The organism is Kitasatospora sp. NPDC058032 (genome assembly GCF_042885845.1).
Taxonomy (GTDB): Bacteria; Actinomycetota; Actinomycetes; order Streptomycetales; family Streptomycetaceae; genus Kitasatospora.
Map to the genome: position 1 here is coordinate 641934 of NZ_JBHVRK010000001.1, position 20190 is coordinate 662123.

At 73.0% G+C, this 20190-nt stretch carries 12 protein-coding genes; 4 read left to right on the plus strand and 8 right to left on the minus strand.

The window, feature by feature from the left end:
- Positions 1-223 precede the first annotated feature (223 nt).
- From ACFVUH_RS02830 to ACFVUH_RS02845, 4 genes are all read right to left on the minus strand, one after another.
- Entirely contained in the window at positions 224-2725 is a 2502-nt protein-coding gene (locus ACFVUH_RS02830; protein WP_387910717.1) for an FtsX-like permease family protein, read from the minus strand.
- Positions 2725-3525 carry an ABC transporter ATP-binding protein gene (locus tag ACFVUH_RS02835; RefSeq protein ID WP_387910718.1) on the minus strand — a complete coding sequence of 267 codons (801 nt, stop codon included), beginning with the start codon at positions 3523-3525 and terminating at the stop codon, positions 2725-2727. Before ACFVUH_RS02835 ends, ACFVUH_RS02830 begins: the two co-directional genes overlap by 1 nt.
- Before the next feature lie 158 nt (positions 3526-3683).
- Positions 3684-4403: a flavodoxin family protein gene (locus ACFVUH_RS02840; protein WP_387910720.1), complete on the minus strand. Its 720-nt coding sequence runs from the start codon at positions 4401-4403 to the stop codon at positions 3684-3686.
- An 86-nt stretch (positions 4404-4489) separates the two neighbouring features.
- Positions 4490-5218, minus strand: coding sequence for a DUF5995 family protein (locus tag ACFVUH_RS02845; RefSeq protein ID WP_387910721.1), 729 nt, complete (start codon positions 5216-5218; stop codon positions 4490-4492).
- Between the two features lie 251 nt (positions 5219-5469).
- On the opposite strand from ACFVUH_RS02845, the gene ACFVUH_RS02850 reads away from it, so the two are divergent.
- A complete protein-coding gene (locus ACFVUH_RS02850; RefSeq protein WP_355366398.1) occupies positions 5470-5817 on the plus strand; it encodes a VOC family protein in 348 nt (115 codons plus the stop codon).
- A 42-nt stretch (positions 5818-5859) separates the two neighbouring features.
- On the opposite strand, the gene ACFVUH_RS02855 is transcribed toward ACFVUH_RS02850, so the two are convergent.
- The gene (locus ACFVUH_RS02855; protein ID WP_355366395.1) at positions 5860-6534 is read right to left on the minus strand and encodes a TetR family transcriptional regulator; all 675 of its coding nucleotides are present in this window, start codon (positions 6532-6534) and stop codon (positions 5860-5862) included.
- A 58-nt stretch (positions 6535-6592) separates the two neighbouring features.
- Here ACFVUH_RS02855 and ACFVUH_RS02860 point away from each other — a divergent pair, with 58 nt between their 5' ends.
- Positions 6593-7471, plus strand: a complete 879-nt coding sequence (locus ACFVUH_RS02860) for an SDR family NAD(P)-dependent oxidoreductase (RefSeq protein WP_387910723.1) — start codon at positions 6593-6595, stop codon at positions 7469-7471.
- A 275-nt stretch (positions 7472-7746) separates the two neighbouring features.
- Positions 7747-10758 (plus strand): hypothetical protein, encoded by a 3012-nt coding sequence (locus tag ACFVUH_RS02865; RefSeq protein ID WP_387910725.1) that lies wholly within the window; start codon positions 7747-7749, stop codon positions 10756-10758.
- A gap of 28 nt (positions 10759-10786) precedes the next feature.
- On the opposite strand, the gene ACFVUH_RS02870 is transcribed toward ACFVUH_RS02865, so the two are convergent.
- Together ACFVUH_RS02870 and ACFVUH_RS02875 are read right to left on the minus strand one after the other, a co-directional pair.
- Entirely contained in the window at positions 10787-13918 is a 3132-nt protein-coding gene (locus tag ACFVUH_RS02870; protein ID WP_387910727.1) for an acyltransferase family protein, read from the minus strand.
- A gap of 16 nt (positions 13919-13934) precedes the next feature.
- Positions 13935-15650 (minus strand): glycosyltransferase family 2 protein, encoded by a 1716-nt coding sequence (locus ACFVUH_RS02875; RefSeq protein WP_387910774.1) that lies wholly within the window; start codon positions 15648-15650, stop codon positions 13935-13937.
- Positions 15651-16118: 468 nt separating this feature from the next.
- On the opposite strand from ACFVUH_RS02875, the gene ACFVUH_RS02880 reads away from it, so the two are divergent.
- Positions 16119-17144 carry an IS630 family transposase gene (locus ACFVUH_RS02880; protein WP_387910728.1) on the plus strand — a complete coding sequence of 342 codons (1026 nt, stop codon included), beginning with the start codon at positions 16119-16121 and terminating at the stop codon, positions 17142-17144.
- Positions 17145-17151: 7 nt separating this feature from the next.
- Here ACFVUH_RS02880 and ACFVUH_RS02885 read toward each other — a convergent pair whose 3' ends face one another.
- Positions 17152-20184 (minus strand): pPIWI_RE module domain-containing protein, encoded by a 3033-nt coding sequence (locus ACFVUH_RS02885; protein WP_387910729.1) that lies wholly within the window; start codon positions 20182-20184, stop codon positions 17152-17154.
- Positions 20185-20190: the final 6 nt, after the last annotated feature.

The window sequence follows — 20190 nt, forward strand, 5'->3', positions numbered from 1 at the left end:
CCGGGCCGGGAACCCGTGCGGACCCTTGCGGTAAGCGATTGACACCTGAGCGATCGTCCATCCGTGACGGCGGTGACGGCAGCGGTCCCGTGAACCCGGCCCCTTCATACGTACGTACGTCCAAATCGTTCCGGCTGGTCAGGCTAGCGGGTTTCACCGACGGGCGCCACGGCATAAAAGCGGGATCGCGCGGCACCGGACGGTGGTGCCCCGCGTCCGGCGGTCAGCGGGCCGTTTCGACCGGCGGGGTCCGCATGCCCCGCCAGGAGGGGAGCAGGGTCGCGCCGAGGACCAGGACGAGCGCGCCGCCGACGATCGCGAGGTAGATGCCGATCGAGCCCCTCGGCAGCACCGAGCCGGTCTTCACCAGGCTGTACGGCACGATCGTGGCCGCCGAGGCGGCGGTTCCCAGGACGGTCGCGACGACGGCGATCAGCGCGCCCTCGACGTTCAGCATGCCCAGCACCTGGGCCCTGGTGGCCCCCGTCAGACGCTGCAGGCCGAACTCGCCCCGGCGCCCGCGCGTCACCGCCACCAGGCTGTTGATCACGGTGATCGCCGCATAGCCGACGATCATGGCGACGACGGTGTAGTTCGAGGAGGCCAGGATCTGCTCGATCCGGTTGTCGGCGCCGGTCAGCGCGGAGCGGTCGGCGACCGCGGTGCCGGCCAGCCCGGCCGCCACACCGTCCAGCGCGGACCGGACCCGGGCGGGGTCGGCGCCGGACTCCGCCCGGACCAGGATCCCGGTCGGCAGCCCGGCGGTGGTGTGCGCGGCCAGCACATCGGCGGGCAGCAGCAGGTACCGCTCCTGCGAGCCGCCCGCGTAGGTGGCCACCACCCTCGGGTCGGCGGCGGCGCCGTCACCGAAGTGGATCCGCAGGGTGTCCCCGACGCGGACGCCGAAGTCCTTCGCCCGCTTCTCCGACAGGGCCACCGTGTTGCCGCGGAGGTCGGCGATCGACCCGTCCCGTACGTCGGGCGCGACGGTCTGCCGCGCTCCGTCGGCCGAGACACCGCGCAGGTCCACGGTGCCGCCGTCGGCGGAGTCCACGAAGCCGGTGGAGCCGACCAGCTCGGAGGCGCCGGCCACACCCGGGAGGGCGCGGACCGCACCGACCACGTCCGGCGCGAAGCCGCCGGTCGAGGAGGTGAGCACGTGCTCGGCGGGCACGCCGCCCGCGCGGCCCGCGGCGGAGACGTGGTCCTCGGTGGCCTGCATGTACAGGGTGCCGGTGGCGATGCCGATCAGCAGCACGATCGGGGCCACGGCGCCCGCCGTCCGGACGTTGTGGACGGCGGCGTTGCGCAGCGCCAGGCACCCGGACAGCCCGCAGAGCGCGCGGACCGGCCGGCCGAGCACCGCCACGGCCGCCCTGGTGATCCCCGGGGCGAGCAGGGCCAGGCCGATCGCGCACAGGACCGAGGCCGGCCCGGCGGTGCTCGCCAGGGTCGGGCCGTCGGCCATCACCGTGGCCGTGACGACCGCCAGCGCCACGCCGTTGAGCAGGAAGAACACCGCCGACAGCAGGCGGGTCCCGGTGAGCCGCCCGGTCGGCACCGTGCTCTCGGCCAGCGCCGCGAGCGGCTCGGTCCGCGCGGCCCCGCGGCCGGCGAACAGCGCCGCGCCGAGGGCGGCCGCGATCGCCGCGCAGGCGCCGACCGCGGTCGGCAGCAGGCCCTGGTGGAAGACGACCTCCTCGGACACCACACCGTTGGCGGCCAGCTGCCCGAACAGCAGCCTGCCGACGACGGAGCCGAGCGCGACCGCCGGCGCGGTGGCGAGCACCGCCAGCACGGCGGTCTCCCCGAGGATCATCCGGCGCACCTGCCGGGAGGTGGAACCGATCGCCCGCAGCAGGGCCGTCTCGCGCGCCCGCTGCCTCAGCGAGAGCCCGAGTGTGGAGGCCACGCCGAACATCACGATCAGGACCGCCCAGCTCCCGAAGATCGCCGCCAGGACGGTCACGGTCGGCCCGCCGGCGAGCGCCCCCGGCAGGTCGGCCAGACCGCGCCGCTCACCGGTGAGCACCACCGCCGTGCCGCCGACCGCCGACCGCACGGCCCGCCGCAGCTCCGCGACGTCGGCGCCGGGCGCGGGCAGGACCCCGATGGAGTCGAACCGCCCGTCGGATCCGGCCAGTTGCCGGGCCTGGAGGTCGGAGAGGAACAGGGTCGGCCCGAGCGTGCGGCCGGTGGCCTGGTGGGCGGTGCCGGAGACCGTGAACGTCCGGGTGACGCCGTGCACGGTCAGCTGCACGGCGGAGCCGACCGTGACGCCCGCGTCGGCCGCGAGCCCGGTGTCGAGGACCACCTGCCCGCCGCCCGGGGCCGACCCCCGGGTCAGCGTGTAGGGGGTCAGCGCGGCGCCGGTCCAGGTGTGGCCGACGGAGCCGACGTCGACCGCCCTGCCGTCCACCACCACGGTCGCGGGGAAGGAGAGGTCGGGGATCACGGCGCCGACGCCGGGAACCGCCCGGACCGCGTCGAGCACCCCCGGGCCGGTCCGGTTGCGCTCGGTCAGCGCGGCGGAGCCGTGGGTCTGCTGACCGGCCACCACGATCGGCACCCCGGCCAGGCGCTGCGGCGCGACCGCCATCCGGACGCCGGTCTCCAACAGGCCGCCGCAGGCCATCACGATCGCGGAGCCCAGGAGCATCGCCACGAAGGTGGCGGCGAACCCGGCCTTGCGGAACCTCAGGGTGCGCAGAGCCAGCCACAGCATCAGCGGCCACCCCCCGACCGGACCGCGGAGGAGGTGAGGTTCTCGTCGTCCCAGGCGCCGAGCCGGGTCATCCGCGCAGCGACGGCCTCGGCGGTCGGCCGGTACAGCTCGCCGACGAAGCCGCCGTCGGCGAGGAAGACCACGCGGTCGGCGTGGGAGGCGGCCACCGGGTCGTGGGTGACCATGACCAGCGTCTGCCCGCCGGCGGTCACCGACTCGCGCAGCAGGCCGAGCACGGCCGCGGCGGTCCGGGTGTCCAGCGCGCCGGTCGGCTCGTCCGCGAAGACCACGGCGGGCCGGGTCACCAGCGCCCGGGCGATCGCCACCCGTTGCTGCTGACCCCCGGAGAGCTGCCCGGGCAGGTGGTCCAGCCGGTCGGCGAGCCCGACCCGGTCGAGCACCGCCAGGACCTGGCTCCGGCTCGCACGCCGTCCGGCCAACCGCAGCGGCAGCACCACGTTCTGCAGCACGGTCAGGGCCGGGAGCAGGTTGTACGCCTGGAAGACGAAGCCGATCCGGTCCCGGCGCAGCCGGGTCAGCCCCGCCTCGTCCAGGTCCGCGAGGTCGGTGTCACCGACCAGCACGCTGCCCCGGGTGGGCCGGACCAGCCCGGCGGCGCAGTGCAGGAAGGTGCTCTTGCCCGACCCGGAGGGCCCCATCACGGCGGTGAAGGTGCCGGCGTCGAAGGTCATGCTCAGCCGCTTGAGCGCGGCCACCTCGTTGTCGCCCGTGCCGTAGATCTTCTCGACCGCCACCAGTCGGACGGCCGCCGTCCCCTGACCGATCTCTTGCGTCTGCACTCGAACTCCCCCACCGGGTCGGTCGCGCACCTCGTGCGCGCTGGTGACCACGCTAGGAACGGCGGCGGTTCGGCACAGTGACGCTGCTTGGCGTATCCGGAGTAGAACTTCCTCCACCAACCGGTCCGCGCCGCCGACCGCCGCCGACCACGGCCGGTTCAGCGGTGCTCGGGGTTCTCGAAGTCGAAGCGGCACCCGGCGTCCCACTCGGAGCGCTGGTTGCCGTGGGCCGGGATCCCGCCGGCGTCCTTCAGCATCCGGGCCAGGTGGAGCAGGTTCCACGTCATGAACGTCGCGTTGCGGTTGGTGAAGTCGTTCTCCGGCCCGCCCGACCCCGCGTCCAGGTACGACGGCCCCGGCCCCGCCTCCCCCACCCACCCCGCGTCCGCCTGCGGCGGGACGGTGTAGCCGAGGTGCTGGAGGCTGTAGATCACGTTCATCGCGCAGTGCTTGGCGCCGTCCTCGTTGCCGGTGATCAGGCAGCCGCCGACGCGGCCGTAGTAGGCGTACTGGCCGCGCTCGTTGAGGATCGACGAGCAGGCGTACAGCCGCTCGACGACCTTCTTCATCACGGAGGAGTTGTCCCCCAGCCAGACCGGCCCCGCCAGCACCAGGATGTCGGCGGCCATCACCCGGCTGTAGAGGACGGGCCAGTCGTCGGTCTCCCAGCCGTGCTCGGTCATGTCCGGCCAGACGCCGGTGGCGATGTCATGGTCGACCGCGCGGACCACGTCGACCTGGACGCCCTGGCGCTCCAGGATGCCGGTGCTGACGTCGATCAGGCCCTGTGTGTGGCTCCGGTCGGGCGACCGCTTGAGCGTGCAGTTGATCACCATGGCGCTGAGGTCGGTGTACCGGGCGGGGGGTGAGGAGGACATCGGCGGCCTTTCGCGTCGCGGCTTGTCACCGACCAGTCCACCCCGCCCCGGTTCCCGCCCGCCCGCCGGAGTCCGCCAACCGTGCTCTACGAGTCCCCGTCCGGCTGCTCCACCGGCGGGAGCACCGGCGTGACCAGCATCCGCCCGGCCAGCGCGGTGCTCGCGGTGACCGCGGCGAGCGTCGCGTCGTACATCGGCCGGATGTTGCGCTGGTGCCACAGCGTCTGGGTGGTCGCCCAGGCGGCGTCCCGGGCCCGGGCGATCGAGAAGCTGGCGACGATGTGCTTCAGCGGCTCGGCCTGCTCGGTCGCGACCCCGATGATCTGCGCCTCGAAGGACGCCCGCACCTCCGCCTCCACCTGCGCGAGCAGCTCGTTCACCTTGAGGTAGTCGGCGTGCACCGGCGGGGTCTCCGGCGTGGTCCGCCGCTCGATGCAGGTCAGGACGACGGCGAGCGCCAGATCGTGGTTGATGTGCGCGTTCATCCCCGCGAACGCGAACTGGACCGGCCACACCTTCCGGTGGCCGCGCGCCTCGAACAGCGGCTGCCACGCCGGGTTCACCGGCCGCCCCGCCTCGTCGGCCTCCACCGCGTCGAAGTACAGGTTCGCGAACACCACGTCCAGCCGCTCGATGAACGCCTGGTCCTGGAAGTACCCGGCCGTCAGCCGCTCCCCGACCAGCTCGGTCACCCTCAGGTACATCCGGTCGAAGCAGGCGACCCCGTCCCGCGGATCCAGCCGCGCCTTGATCGCCCGCATCCGCTCGATGACCTCGTCGACACTCTGCGCGGGCTTGGCGGCTGACTGGGTCATGGGATGGTCCCTTCCGTCGGTGTGCTCCGGCTGCCAGCTATACACACCGCCGCCGCCCCGGCACCGCCGACCCGGGAGACTCCTGGCCCCCGTCACCCGATCCGGTGAGCGCCCGGGACCCCCTCGTCCGGCCGACGGTGTCCGCAGCGGCGGATTCGTGGCGGAAACACGACCCGGGCGGCCACCGCCGAGCCGCGGCGCGCGATGCTGGACCCGACAGCGAACAACTCAACGGGAAGCAGGGGGTCCGCATGGATGTCGCACGGGTCATGATGGTTGCTCCGGTCCGCAACGCCGAAACGGCGGCGGCCTGGTACGAGAGACTGCTGGGCCGCCCGGCCGACCGCCGGCCGATGGCGTCGCTGGCCGACTGGCACCTGACGCCGGGCGGCTGGCTCCACGTCTTCGAGGACGCCGAGCACGCCGGCTCCACGCTGCTCAACCTGGAGGTGCCCGACCTGGACGCCGCTCTGGCGGAGCTCGCGGGCCGCGGACTGACGGCGGGACCGGTGCAGACGGGTGGTGTCCGCACCCGCTTCGCGGTCCTGGAGGACCCGGACGGCAACCGGGTCACCCTGATGGAACACCCGGTGGCCTGACCGGACGGCACCTGCGGCCCCGGTCGGGGCCGCAGGCGCCGCTCAGGCCCGGGGGTCGCCCGCGCCCGCCGCCAGACCCCTGACGGTCGCGGTGAGGATGCGGGCGAGGCGCGGTTCGACCTCGACGACGGCGTGGGCGAGGCGAGGGTCGCCGCGGTAGAGGGCGGCGACCTCGGGGCCCGGGTTGGCGATCTGCCACAGGGCGCCGGCGAGGGAGACGGCGGTGGCGACGAGGTCGGTGACGTCCTGCTCGTCCAGGGCGGGCAGCTGGGCGCGGACGGCCGCGGTGATCGGCTCGCGGGCGGCGAGGGTGGCGAGCTTGAAGTCGCGGACCGCGTCCAGCGAGACATGGCGTTCGAGGTTGAGCGGCGCGTGGGCGAGCAGGTCGCAGAAGGTACCGCGGGCGGCGAGGGTGGCGGCGAACTCCCTGGCCACGGCGGCCGGGCCCGGGTCCGTGGCGGCGCGCAGCCGGGCGGTCAGCGCGTCGGACCACTCGGCCCAGCCCTCCGCGGTCAGCCGCAGGAAGATCTCCTCGCGCGTCTCGAAGTAGCGCAGCAGCGCCGACTTGTGCATGCCGACCGCGGCCGCGATGTCGGTGAGGGTGATGTCCCTGATGCCGCGCTCGCGCCCGAGCGACCGGGCCGCCTCCAGGATCGCGGCCTCACGGCGGCGTTTGGCCTCGGGCGAGCGGGCGCGCTGGAAGTCGGATTCGGTCACCCGTCCAGACTAGCGCAACGTCGTTGCACTATTAGCGCAACGGTGTTTCACTAACAGCATGGACACCACGGAGCAGACCTGGTTCATCACCGGAACGTCCCGCGGCTTCGGCCGCACCCTCACCCGCGCGGCCCTCCAGGCCGGCGGCCGGGTCGCCGCGACCGCCCGTCGACCCGAGCAACTGGCCGATCTCGTCGAGGAGTTCGGCGAGCGAATCCTCCCCCTCCCACTCGACGTCACCGACCCGTCGGCCGCCCGGGCCGCCCTCGCCGAGACGCACGCCCGCTTCGGCCGGATCGACGTGCTGGTGAACAACGCCGGCTACGCCAACGTCTCGCCGATCGAGACCACCGAGGACGCCGACTTCCGCACGCAGTTCGAGACCAACTTCTGGGGCGTCTACCACGTCACCAAGGCCGCGATCCCGCTGCTGCGCGAGCAGCGGGGCGGGCTGGTGGTGCAGTTCTCCTCGGTCGGCGGCCGGGTCGGCGGCTCCCCGGGCCTCGGCTCGTACCAGGCGGCCAAGTTCGCCATCGACGGGTTCAGCCGCGTACTGCGCGCCGAGACCGCCCCCTTCGGCGTGAAGGTGCTGGTGGTCGAGCCCAGCGGGTTCCGCACCGACTGGGCCGGCTCGTCGATGACCGTCCACGACGTCCCGGAGGCGTACGCGCAGACGGTCGGCGCCATGAACGCGCGCATGCGGCAGAGCGGGGCGGGTGCGGCCGGCGACCCGGTCCGGGCCGCCGAGATCCTCGTCCGGGTGGCCAAGCGGCGCGACGTCCCCGAGCACCTGCCGATCGGGGCCTACGCGGCCGAGGCCTCCATCGCCCAGGGCCACCGGCTGCTCGACGAGGACACCAGGTGGCGCGAGGTGGCCCGCTCCGCCGACTTCGCCGAGGCCTATCCCGTGCCCTTCCCGCCCGACCCGGCGTCCTGACCCCGGGCCGGCTCCCGGGGAGCGGCGTGCCGCAGCTGCGGCAAAACTCCCGATGCTCCCTCAATCACCCTTTTGCTCAAGCCCGGTGAGCGCGCGCACCCCTGCCGAAGGTTCGTGTCCGTCCTCTATGATCCGCCCGGGGATGGGTGCGCCGCGCGCGGTGCGCCGGTGTGTCCGCCCGATCGGCGGCGCGCCCGCACCGCCGATCCGACGCTCCGGCGGCCGGGCCCGATCAGGTCCGGCCGGGCCGGACGAGAGATCGGAAGCGAGACCCGGTGATTCTCACCCCACGTGTCCGCGGCGCCCTCGGTGCCGCGGCCACCGCCCTCACCCTGGCGCTGATACCCGCGGGGCCGGGCGGCGCCACGGCCGTCGCCGACGCCGCGCCGAAGCCGCCGCCGAAGCCGGCGAACCTGACCGCCACCCGTGCCTTCCACGACACCTTCCAGCAGAGCCACGCGCTCGCCACCGCCCCGTTCTACGGACTCAACGGCGGGCTCGACAACGACCTCACCGCCCGTCAGTCGCCGCCGGCCGGAGAGCACGCGATCTCCTACACCCGGGTCTCCGGCCGCTGGTGGACCGCCGAGCCCGCGGGCTCACAGGTGGTCCAGGTCAGCCGGCCGGACCGGCCCGACCGCCTGGTGTTCGGCAACGGCATCTCCGCCGTGATGCTGGGCGCGCCCGCCGTCGCGGACGAGACCGGCACGTACACCGTCTCCACCGTGGTCGACCCCTCGGTGGGTGACACCACCAGCCAGGAGTGGGCCTCGATCGTCCTCAGCCGCAGCCACCGCAGCGCCGGCTACGTCACCAACGCCGACGTCGACCTCGGCCTCACCGTGAAGTCGAACGGCGAGCTCGCCCTGTACCACGGTGGCGGGGGCGAGACCGCGTTCTGGTCCGGCCAGGTCACCCCGGCCGCCGGCTACGCGGTCTCCCTCACCGTCTCCACCGGCGCGGACCGCACGGTCACGCTGACCGTCAACGGCACCACGCTCACCGCCACCGCCCCGCCCTCGGTCACCCGCTGGCCCAGCAGCGCCTACCTCTACCTCGGCGCCTACCTGCAGGCCGACCCGTCCAAGGTCACCACCTTCGGCGACGGCGCCGGACGCGGCCTGTCGGTCAGCCGCATCGACACCTCCGCCGTCGCGAGCGCCAGGCCGCTCGTCGACACCTTCGACGGCGCCCCCTCCAGCACCGCCGACTTCGGCCTGAACCAGGACCTGAGCGCCCGCCAGCCGAGCCTGCTCTCCGGCAACTACGTCGCCGAGTCCGGGGTCAACGGCCTGGTCACCAACCCCGTCCCGGGCGCCGTGCAGGTCAACTCCCCCGCCCACCCCAACGTGCTCTCCTTCCCCCAGGGCACCGCCGCGGTGCGCCTCACCAAACCCGCCACCGCGAACCTCGACGGCGACTACACCGTGCGCGCCGAGCTGACGCCCGTCGTCGGCAGCACCACCGGCACCGACTGGGCCTCCCTCGCGGTCAGCCGCGCGAGCAACGGCACCGGCGCCGTGGACGCGCCCGACGTCGCGCTCGGCCTGCGCGTGCAGGCGGACGGCGGGCTCGCTCTCCACCAGGGCGGCACCACCCTCACCCTCCCGGTCCCGACCGTGCCGGCCGCCCCCTCCTACGAGGTCTCCCTGACCCTGGCGACCGGGCCGGAGAAGCTCGCCACCGTGACCGTCAACGGGACCACCGTCTTCACCGGCGCCACCACTGCCGAACTGCCCCGCGACGGCTACGTCGTCCTCGGCTCGCACACCACCGCCCCCGGCCGGGTCACCACCGTCGACGACCTGCGGATCTCCATGCTCGGCGGACTCGGCTACTACGGGTACTACGGCGCCGTGGAGCCCCTCGGGACGATCCACCCGGACTACACCCGCGAATTCGCGGGCTGGACCAACTTCAACGGTTACGGGCGCGACGCGGACGACGTCTCGCTGGACTTCCTGGACCGCTGCCTGCCCGTCTCCTGCGTCCTCGGTGTCAACCCCGAAACCGTCACCCCGGGCATTGACCCCGTCCTCACGCCCAAGCCGGACGACGTGGTCACCAAGAACCTCGACGACCTGAAGAAGCGGATCGGCGCCAACCTCGACAAGATCGGCGCCGTCTACCTGACCGACGAGGCCTACTACCACCGGATGAGCCCCGCCCAGGCCGAGCAGCAGGCCGAGCTGGTGCGGGCGGCCTTCCCCGACAAGCTGCTGATCTTCGACTACGCCGAGGGCGACGTCACGGCGGGCCCCGGGCTCAACCTCGCCCCCAGGCAGGCCGACATCGTCGGCTTCAACCGGTACTGCCAGGGGCGCGACACCGTCCAGAACCTGCTGGAGAAGCTGCGGTCCAAGCTGACCTCGGCCAACCAGCACCTCATGCTCTACCCGGAGGTCCACAAGGGCTCGACGGGCTGCGGCGACAAGACCGACGCGCAAATGGCCGCGTTCAACGCCGAGTACGAGGCCGTCGCGGCGCAGGATCCGCGCATCGTCTACCTGCACCCCTTCCGCTGGGTGGACAACACGGCGGCCACCCTGCCGCTGACCGCCGCCCACGAGCAGGCGGCCGGCCGGGCGATCGTCAACGCCACCCCCACCCGCCGCCCCTCCTCCGTCGGCGTGTACCAGGCGGCCGACCGCAGCGTCACCCAGACGTCCCACAACGGGGTCACGATCGCCCGGGCCACCCTCGGCGCCCAGGACGACGTCCCGCTGGTCGGCCACTGGAACGGACCGGGCGTCGACACCGTCGGCTACTACCGCCCGAGCACGCGTGAGTTCTTCCTGCCCGGGCCCGACGGCACCTTCGGCGCCCCGGTGAAGTACGGCAACATCGACGACGTCCCGGTCGTCGGGGACTGGAGCGGACGCGGCAGGACCACCATCGGCGTCTACCGCCCGTCCGACCAGACCTTCTACCTCTCCGACGACAACGTCACCGCGAAGTACCACCGCAAGCTCGGCAACCCCGGCTGGAAGCCGCTGGTCGGCGACTGGGACGGCAACGGCACGACCACCGTGGCCGTCTACGACCCGCAGACGCGGATCTTCCACCTGAACAACTCCAACGAGACCGAGAACGTCCAGGACATCACGTACGGCAACCTCGGCGACATCCCGGTCAAGGGCGACTGGGACGGCACCGGCATCGACAGCGTCGGCGTCTACCGCCCGTCCGACGGGTCGTTCTCCGGCGCGGCCGTCGGCGGCGACGTGACCGTCCACCGCGCGACGGTCACCACCAACGGGACCCCGCTGGTCGGCAACTGGGGCTGACCCGCCCCCGTAGCACGGCAGGCCCCGGCTACGGCTTCGTGGCGACGGAGACGTAGTCGACGCGCATCGGGTGCCCGGGTTCGGTGGCCGGGGTGACGGCGCCGCCGAACGCGCCGGGCAGGTTGCCGCCGACGGCGACGTTGAGGATCAGGAACAGCCCGCGGCCGACCGCCCGGTCCCAGGTCGCCCGGTCCATCTGCGCGGCGGCGACCCGGTGGTGCTCCCGGCCGTCCAGGTACCAGCGGACCTGCTCGGCGCCCGGCCGCAGATCGACCTCGACCGCGTAGCGGTGGAAGCCGGTGCGGCACTCGGCGCCGCAGGGCTGGTCCCCGGAGCCCAGACCGCGCGGCTCCTGGCAGGGGCCGCCGTCGAGGACGCCGCAGTGCATCGTGCCGAACACCGCGTCCCGGCCGTTGACCTGCTCCATGACGTCCAGCTCGCCGACGGCCGGCCAGCCCGTGTAACCGTTGCGCAGCTCGCCGCCCAGGGTCCAGAAGGCGGGCCAGTAACCGGCCGCGGCCGGGCCGGTCACGTCGGGCAGGGCGATCCCGGCCTCGATCCGCAGCACACCGCCGGGCGGCGGGGCGAAGTCGGCGCGGCGCGACTCGATCCGCCCGGACGACCAGCGCCCGTCGGCGTCCCGGGTGGGCACGATCTCCAGGGCGCCGCGGCCGTCCAGCCGGACGTTCGCGGTCGAGTCCGTCATGGTCTCGATCTCGCCCGTCCCCCACTGCGGCGCCGGGCAGCCCGGGTAGCAGGTGCCCAGGTCGTACTGCCAGTCGGCCTCGGACGGGCGGCTGCCGGCCGGGCCGTCGAAGTCGTCGCGCAGCAGCTGCGTCCAGCCGTCCGCGGTGACCGGCGGCGCGGCGGCCGGCGGCGGCACGGCGGACGCGGCCTTCGGCGGCAGGGCGCCGGACTCCGTCAACAGCCGCTCCAGGCGCGGCGTGAGCACCACGGCGGCCACGTTGGTGAGGTGCGCGTCGTCCCGGTAGAGCAGGATGCGCTCCAGCACCGCCGGGCAACTGCGGCCGTTGCCGGGGCAGATGACGTCGTTCACCGACACGCTGCGCACGCCCGGCATCCGGCCGGCCGCGATCTCGTCGGCGAGCGGGTCCGCCCACAGCGCCTTGTCGCGCGGGAACTCGCAGGCGGACGGATCGTCGGTGTGGCCGGACACGCAGGCCGGCACGTCCGTCCCCGGGATCGGGGTGTCCCTCACGTAGACGATCGGAACGCCGAGTTCACGCAGCGGGGAGAGGGTCCGCTCCCAGCCCTGGAGCAGCAGCTCGCGGTCGTCGGTGTACCGGTTGAGGGTGGAGACCACGATCAGGCGGGGCTTGGGCCCCTCCGTCAACCGGGTCAGCGCGTTCGCCCGCCAGGTGTCGCACTCGCGGTAGGTGCGGCCCAACTGCGGGTTGACCACCGAGAGTTCCGGCAGCGGGCAGCCCTGCTTCACCAACTCCTCCAGCTCCCACCGCCGTTCGGCGGCGAGGGCGAGCAGTGCGGAGAACCACTGGCCGGCGTGCGAGTCGCCGAGCAGCACCATCCGGTCCGGGCTGCCGATCACGCCGAAGCGGCAGTCGGGGCTGGTGACGGCGGTCGGTGCGACCTCGCACTCGCCGTCCGGCGGGAAGTCCTTGCGGGCCTGGACGGCGTCCGGCACCACCGCGGGACTCCTGGTCTGCGCCGCGGTGCGCACCAGCAGCGAGGTGCCGTCCGCCGAGCCGGGCGGCAGGCCCTGCAGGTCGACCGGCGCGGCCGGGCCGAGCAGCCGCAGCGTGCCCGAGCCGACCACCAGCGCCAGTACCACCGGGATGACCACCGAGGCGAGGCCCAACGAGAGGCCGCGGCGCGGGAGTTCGGAGACCGTCCGGCTGTGCCGCAGCGGCCGCTCGACCCAGCGCAGCACGGCCGCGGCGGGCAGCGCGGCGGCGGCCGTGAGCGCCACCTTCACCGGCCAGTCCAGCGGGCCGAACTTCGCGCCGACGAGCACGAGCACCGGCCAGTGCCACAGGTACAGGTTGTAGGAGAGCCGGCCGATCGCCCGCGGCACGCGCAGGCCGAGCACCCGGTCCACCCCGAACCCGGGCGCCGCGGCCCCGTCCCGCCCGGGTGTGCCGGCCAGGATCACGGCGGCCGTGCCGAGGGTCGGGACGAGCGCCGCCCAGCCCGGGTACGGGGTCGTGTTGTCGTACGCCAGCACGCACCCGACGACGGCCGCCGCCCCGCCCCAGCCGACCAGCACGCGCAGCACGCGCGGGCCGCTCAGCAGGTGCCAGGGCAGCAGGGCGAGCAGCGCGCCGACCCCGAACTGCCACACCCGGGAGGGCGTGCCGAGGTAGGCGAGCGAGACGGAGTCGTGCGTCCAGCGCAGCGAGAGCGCGAAGGACCCGGCCGTCAGCACGGCGGCGAGCCCGGCCGCGACCGGCCGCACCGCCCGCCCGCGCCCGTCCGCCCGGCCACGCCGCACGACCCGCAGCACCAGGTAGGCGGTCAGCGCCAGCAGCGGGCCCCAGACCAGGTAGAACTGCTCCTCGACGGCCAGCGACCAGAAGTGCAGCAGCGGGCTCTCGTCCCGTCCGGCGGCCAGGTAGTCGGTCTGCTGCGCGACGAAGCGCCAGTTGCCGACGGACAACGCCGCCGCCAGCACGTCGTACTCCAGGTCCGCGCGGCGCAGTGGCACGGTCAGCCAGGCGCCGAACAGGGCCACCGCGCCGAGCACGATCGCCGCCGAGGGCAGCAGCCGGCGGGCCCGGCGGGAGAAGAACTCGCCGAGCCGGATCCGGCCGGTGGTGGTGGCCTCGCGCAGCAGCAGGCCGGTGATCAGGTAGCCGGAGACGACGAGGAAGACGTCCACGCCGACGAAGCCGCCGGCCAGGCCGGGGACGGCCGCGTGGAACGCGAGCACGGCGAGCACGGCGACCGCGCGCAGGCCCTCGATGTCGGGGCGGAAGCCGGCCCGGCGGGGCGCCGGGCCCGGGGCATCGGAACCCCGGGAGACGGCGCCGGCACGCCGGCCGGGGATGGTGAAGGCGTCCGGCCGCAGCTCGGGGACGGCCGGGTCGGTACCCGGGTCGGTGCCCGGGTCGGTGCCCGACGGTGACAGTGACGGTGTCGGTATCGGTGACGGTGACGGTGACGGTATCGGTGACGACGGCATGGAAGGCGACGACCTTTCAACCCAGCCAGGGCAGCATCGGGCGGACCCAGCCGGACGCGAGCAGAGCGGTGAGCACGAGGGCGGCGGTGGCCGCCAGGCCCTCGGGCCACCGACGGGGCAGCATGCCGATCCGGGACGCCTTCGGCCCGTCGGCGGCGGCGTCACGGCGGGCGCCGCCGCGCAGCTCGCCGAGGAGATCGCGGATCAGCGGCAGGCCGATCTGGGCCTGCACCACGAGGTAGAGGCCGAGGCCCCAGTTGGGAGCCCAGCCGTACCCGGCGACGGCCAGGGCGAGACCGAGGGCGCCGGCGCCGAGCGAGGCGCAGAGCCAGCCGAGCGAGAGCAGGACCACCTTGCGGGCCATCCCGCCGGACCGGGGCTTGCCGCCCGCGGCCGGGGCCTGCCCACCGGCGGCACCGGCGGCGCCGGCCGCTCCCGCCGCGCCGGTCGGCACCCAGGCGGCGCTGCGTCCGCGCAGCGTGTGCCAGAACGCGACACCGGCGGCGACGCTCATCAGCACGTTGGAGCGGATCACCTCGATCCGCCAGCGGGTCCGGCTGACCCTGGGCAGCAGCACGTGCCAGAGCCAGAGCGGCGCGAGCATCGGCAGCACGTGCCAGGGCCGGATCTGGTCCGGGTAGAAGAACATCATCACCAGCGGCGGCAGCGGCGCGACGAAGATGTTCACGGCGGCGGCCAGGTAGCCGACGATGCCCTCGTAGAAGCAGAGCCGCATCCGCCAGGGCGCGCCGATCCGCTTGAGCTCGGGCGAGCCGAGCAGGTGCAGGTTGCCCATCGCCCAGCGGTACTGCTGGTTGACGTACGAGGCGAGGTTGTCCGGCGAGGTGCCCTTGGCGACCAGCACCGGGACGTACAGCGTGCGGTACCCCTTGGCGTACAGGCCGAGGCCGGTGAAGAGGTCCTCGCTGTGGTCGAGCCGCGCGAAGCCGCCGGCCTCGTCGATCGCGGCCCGCCGGTAGACGGCGTTGCTGCCGCAGCAGATGGCCGCGTCGCTGGCGTCGCGGGAGGGCTGGATCCAGCGGAAGAACCATTCCTGCGCGGCACCGGCGGCGCGCTCGATCCAGCTCATCGTCTCGTCGGTGTCGAAGCACTGCGGGCTCTGCACGATGCCGATCCGCGGGTCCGCGAAGTACGGGACGAGGTGGCGCAGGAAGTCCGGCCGCGGCGCGAAGTCGGCGTCGAGGATGGCGATGAGCTCGGCGCTGCTCAGGGTGAGCGCGTGGTTGAGATTGCCGGCCTTCTTGAGGTGCCCGCGGTCGGGCCGCACCACGTACCGGTAGCCGTGCGCGGCGGCCAGTTCGGCGACCTCGGCCCGGTCGGCGTCGTCGAGCACCCACACCGTCAGCGCGCCCGGCCAGTCCACCCGGGCGACCGCCCGGTAGGCGTTCTCCAGGACGTCCAGCGGCTCACCGCAGGTCGGCAGGTACAGGTCGACGGTCGGCAGTTCCTCCGGCGCCCACGCGTGCACCAGCACCTCGTGGGACTGCCGGGTGAGCCGCCGCTGGCGCAGGCTGTTCACGGACGACAGCGCCAGCGCGACGACGTTGAGCGCGAGCACGGCCAGGAACACCCACAGCGCCGGCGTCCGCAGCGCGAACGTCAGCATCGTCGCGGCGGTGAACACGAACGCCGCCGAACTGGCGACGAGCACCCACCTGCGCTGCGGGCCGAAGTACCAGTACAACTCCTGGTCGGTCGGCGGTTGCGGCAGGTGCGGCGGTTGTTCAGGAGATTCGGAAGAGGAAGAGGACAACAAGGAAACAGGAGATACATGTTGAACAGTCATATGGCCCCCACAGCCGTGTTTCTGACAGCTCCACGGGCCACAGTACCCCATTGGTATAGACCATTAATCCAGCATCCGGGTCCCGGACTCCACCTCCTCGCCATCTCGTCCGTCCTGGTGAAGCAGCAGGTCAAGCGGACGTGAACACTCCTCCAACATCCCCGGGCGCAGACCGGTAGAACCGGGCTGCGCCCGGCGCGCTAGTGCCGCATCAGGCAACGTTCGCCCCGTTGATGTGTCGTCCGGTTGCTGCGCCGGGCGGCACCGGGTGGTCAGAATGATCACGTGGCTGAACGCGTGCAGGTCCGTGAGATTGATGACGACGAGGGCAGACGGTTGCTGCGGATCGTCCGCCGGGGCACCGGGTCGGTGGTGACCTGACGCCGGGCCCAAATGGTGCTGCTGTCCGCCCAGCGCATGCCCGTGGCGAGGATCGCCGAGGTGACGTTCACCAGCGCTGACCGGGTCCGGGACGTGATCCACAACTTCAATGCCGACGGCTTCGAGTCGCTCTACCCGAAATACCGGGGCGGACGACCGAGGACGTTCACCCTGCCCGAGCGCCGGGAGATCAAGAAGATCGCCAAGTCCAAGCTGGCCGAGCACGGCCTGCCGTTCTCGACCTGGAGCCTGGCCAAGCTGGCCGACTTCCTGGTCGCCGAGGGGGTGGTCGACGACATCAGCCACGCGGGCCTTCGGGTCCTGCTCCGCGAGGAGGGCGTCTCGTTTCAACGCGTGAAGACGTGGAAGGCCTCCCGTGATCCCGACTACGCCACGAAGAAGGCCAGGGTCGAGCACCTCTATGCGATCGCCGACGGCGACGTCATACCAGAAGAGGGCGAGCCCGAAGTCGTCTTCTGCCTTCACGAGTTCGGGCCGCTCAACCTCCAGCCTCACCCTGGCCGGCAGTGGGCCGAGCCCGGCGGCCGCCACAAGGACCCCGACCGCGAGCCGCGGCCGAGGCGGCGGGCGACCTACACCCGACCGCACGGCGTCCGGCACCTGTTCGCCGCCTACGACCTCGCCAAGGACCAGCTCTACGGGCACATCAAGAAGACGAAGAACAGGTCGAAGTTCCTGGAGTTCTGTCGCTACCTGCGCTCGCTGCACCCGGCCGCAGTCCGTATTGCGATCGTCTGTGACAACTACTCGCCGCACCTGACGACGAAACGCTGTCAGCGGGTCGGGACATGGGCGGCGGCGAACAACGTGGAGATCGCCTACACCCCGACCAACAGCTCCTGGCTCAACCGGATCGAGGCCCAGTTCACCGCCCTGCGCTACTTCGCCCTCGACGGCACCGACCACCCCAGCCACGAGGAACAGGGCAGCATGATCCGCCGATACATCATCTGGCGGAACAAGCACGCCGCCGACGAACGTCTACGCGCAGTCGTCACCAGGGCGAACGTTGCCTGATGCGGCACTAGCTGTCGAACAGCGCCAGCTGTCCGGCTTCCTCCATCTCCGGCTCGTCCTCCAGTCCGGCCGCCGCCTGCAGCGCCGGATCCGGATCGGCCGCTCCGTCCCGCCCCCCGTCCAGCGGGTCCGGCGCCGTCTCGGCCTCCTCCCTCAAGGAGTCGGCCTCCGCCTTCGTCGGCAGCACGTACTCCTGCCCCAGTCCCGCCAGGTGCAGCGGCAACGGGTGCGCCAGCGCCTGCGGGTAGTCGGGCGGCTGACGCAGCAGGTGAGCCGCCAGGGCCAGTGCCTCGGGGTCGTCTCCGTCCTCCGGCTGGCAGCCGAGGATGGCGAGCTCCACCAGCGCCGGCATCCAGCCCGGGACCCCGATGTCGATCGTCGCCTCGCCCTTGCGCTTCCCCTGGGTCAACGGACGGGGGGCCAGCTTGTCGGCCTGCACGGCGGAACTCTGGAACTGCACAGGCTTCGGCGTAGTGCTGTAGAAGATCCGACCCGAAGGCGAACCCTCCGGGACCCACAGGTGGGCAGCGATGCCGTTCGGACCATTGCCCGGATTGACGCCCCACCACTGCGGGGTCTCACGCCCGCTGCCGGTCCGCACCCGCAGCAACCGCAGGTCCGGGTGGAGCGGTCGGGCCGGGGCGTCTCCGTCGCGGATGCGGTCCGGCTCGGTGAGGCGGTCCTGCATCCACGTCCAGTGCGACCGGGCATTGGCGGCGTCGGCCAGGAGCACGGTCGGCTCCCGTCGCAGCGAAGCACGGATCTTCTGCATCCAGGCCTCCGCTTCCCGCCGTTGCTCCTCGCGGTTGGCGCGCCAGCTCACCTTCTTCGCGGTGTTGGCATCACCCTCAGCGCGCTGCTGCGGGACGCCCGGAGAGATCTCCGCGTCACGCGTCAGAGTGATCAGCATCGTCGGGTACGGCACCCAGGCCCCGGCCCCGTCGTCAGCCTTCTGGTCCCATCCCTGCACCTTGGCAAGGCCACTACCGGCGGCGTCCGGCGTGACGAGCACGCCCACCGGAATGTACGCCGGCCACCTGGTCTTCGACGAACGGTTCTTGCGCACCATCCACACCGCCGCCCACCGCATCCCCGCCGGCACCCCTTCGGTCAACCCGTGCTCGGGATTCACCCTCGCACCCAGTTGCCGCAGTCCGTCGTCCCAGGCCATCAGGGCACGGTGTGGCATGTTCGTCACCGAGTTGTAGCCCTTGACCTTCTGCGGTGTGGCGATGAACTGGCTGACGAAGCCCGCCTTCGCGCACCCGAGGCGCAGTGCGAACTTCGGATCGCGGTCGCGGGCGAAGTCCTCCGGTCGCGGAATTTCGACCAGGGCCAGTCCCACCGTCTCGCTCGTGCGGTCTGCCGCCAGCCACTCGGCCGTCTGCTGCCGACGCGCCCGGATCGCTTGGTCGACCGCGTCACGACTGTGCCGTCCGCCGTCCGACAGGTCCAGGTCGGCAGTGAGGGAGATCCCGTTGCGCTCGTCGGTCCGGATCACGGGGCGCAGGCAGCGGACCCGCACGATCAGCTCCGGCGCCCGCCACTCGTGGACCACCGCGTTGCCGGGGGCGGCCGCCTCGTACTCGGTCTCGCTGAACGAGCCACCGTCGCCCTTCAGCCCCAGTCGCACGGCGAGGGCTGTCAGTGCCGCCTCCCGAAGGTCCGCCGACTGCCACAGGAGCCTCGCCTCCAGCACCGGACGCTCGCTCTCGGCCGGCTCTCCCAACGCGGCGACGGCGTAGGCGACCGCCGCCCGCCGCTCATCGCAGCGACGTGCCTCCTCCGCTTCCTTCCCTGTCTTGCGCACCGACGCGGGTGGGGCGTTGAGCGGCTTCGGCCCGGCCAGCGCGGTCAGGTTCAGCGGGCGGGCGACCCGCAACCCCTCCGGGAGAGCCGCCGCCGCCCACTCGGTCAGCTGGGAGCACTGGTGGGGCATGAGGCCCGTCTTGACCTCGTGGCGCCCCATCCCGTTGCGGTAGACGATCGCCGCGCGCGCATCGCGGGTCAACCAGCCTTCCGGGTCGGTCAGCAAGAGGTCGGGATCCGGGAAGGGCTCGGAGATGGCGAGTCCCTCCAGCAGACGCGCGGGCCCCCCGTAGGCCCACCCGTCCGCGAACGTCGCTCGCTCGCGGTCGTAGACCCGCGCGAGGTGCGCGACGGCGAACCGCTCGCTCAACGGCACCCCGGGCAGCACCGGAACGGCCGGACGAAGGAGGACCGTGGTGTTCGAGCCGCCCGGAATCCACAGCCGGCCGGTCGTCTGCGCCGTCCGGGTGGCCCAGCGCCGGATCGACCAGTGCAGGTGGAACCGCGGCAGGGGGTCGAACGGCACCGTCTGCAGGGTGATGTTCAGTACCACCGAGAACCACCACTGCCCCTTGCCGGGCTCCGGCTCGTACGGAAGCGGCTGGGAGACGAGCTCGGCGCCCTTGTCGCGCGGGCCTCGCGGCATCGCCCGGAACTCGAGCCGACCTCCCTCGTACGGGTAGGGGCCGAGGGCCAGGATGCGCCGGGCCAGCCAGTCCGTGGACAGGGTGTACTGGTAGGCCTCGGCGGCCGCCGTGCCCCCGGGGCTGGTCTTCTGCGGCAGGAGCTCGCGCGTCACCGGCTCCCAGGTCGGTGGGTGGGCGCGCAGCTCGGTGCGGACGTCCCGGAGCATCTCGCGGTACTCCGGCTCCGGGCGCAGCTCTCCCAGCCATCGGTCGACCAGCGCGGTCAGGACGGGTCCGGGCAACGGGTCCGGGGAGTCCTCCAGCGCGTACAGCCAGCGGGCGGGCGCGCCCTCAGCGCGCTCGTGGAAGGGCCGCGGCATGACCAGGACATCGGGCGCGTACGCCTGCAGGACCTGTTCCAGCCTGCGCGTCGGCACCGTGCGCCACGGTTCGGCCTCGGGGCCGCGGCCCGCGTTGCACAGTGCGAGAATCGCTTCGCGCCATTCCTCGGGGAAGGGCAGGGCCCGATAGCGGAGGCGGTGGGAGGAGTCGGTGTCTCGCGGCACCCACGCGGCGGTGTGCACCGTACGGTAGTTGACCGGCATGGTCCG

Coding starts and splice junctions, on each gene's coding strand:
- ACFVUH_RS02860 (WP_387910723.1), top strand. CDS start 6,593: ATGGACACCACGGAGCAGACCTGGTTCATCACCGGAACGTCCCGCGGC.
- ACFVUH_RS02840 (WP_387910720.1), bottom strand. CDS start 4,403: ATGTCCTCCTCACCCCCCGCCCGGTACACCGACCTCAGCGCCATGGTG.
- ACFVUH_RS02885 (WP_387910729.1), bottom strand. CDS start 20,184: ATGCCGGTCAACTACCGTACGGTGCACACCGCCGCGTGGGTGCCGCGA.
- ACFVUH_RS02830 (WP_387910717.1), bottom strand. CDS start 2,725: ATGCTGTGGCTGGCTCTGCGCACCCTGAGGTTCCGCAAGGCCGGGTTC.
- ACFVUH_RS02845 (WP_387910721.1), bottom strand. CDS start 5,218: ATGACCCAGTCAGCCGCCAAGCCCGCGCAGAGTGTCGACGAGGTCATC.
- ACFVUH_RS02870 (WP_387910727.1), bottom strand. CDS start 13,918: ATGCCGTCGTCACCGATACCGTCACCGTCACCGTCACCGATACCGACA.
- ACFVUH_RS02880 (WP_387910728.1), top strand. CDS start 16,119: ATGGTGCTGCTGTCCGCCCAGCGCATGCCCGTGGCGAGGATCGCCGAG.
- ACFVUH_RS02850 (WP_355366398.1), top strand. CDS start 5,470: ATGGATGTCGCACGGGTCATGATGGTTGCTCCGGTCCGCAACGCCGAA.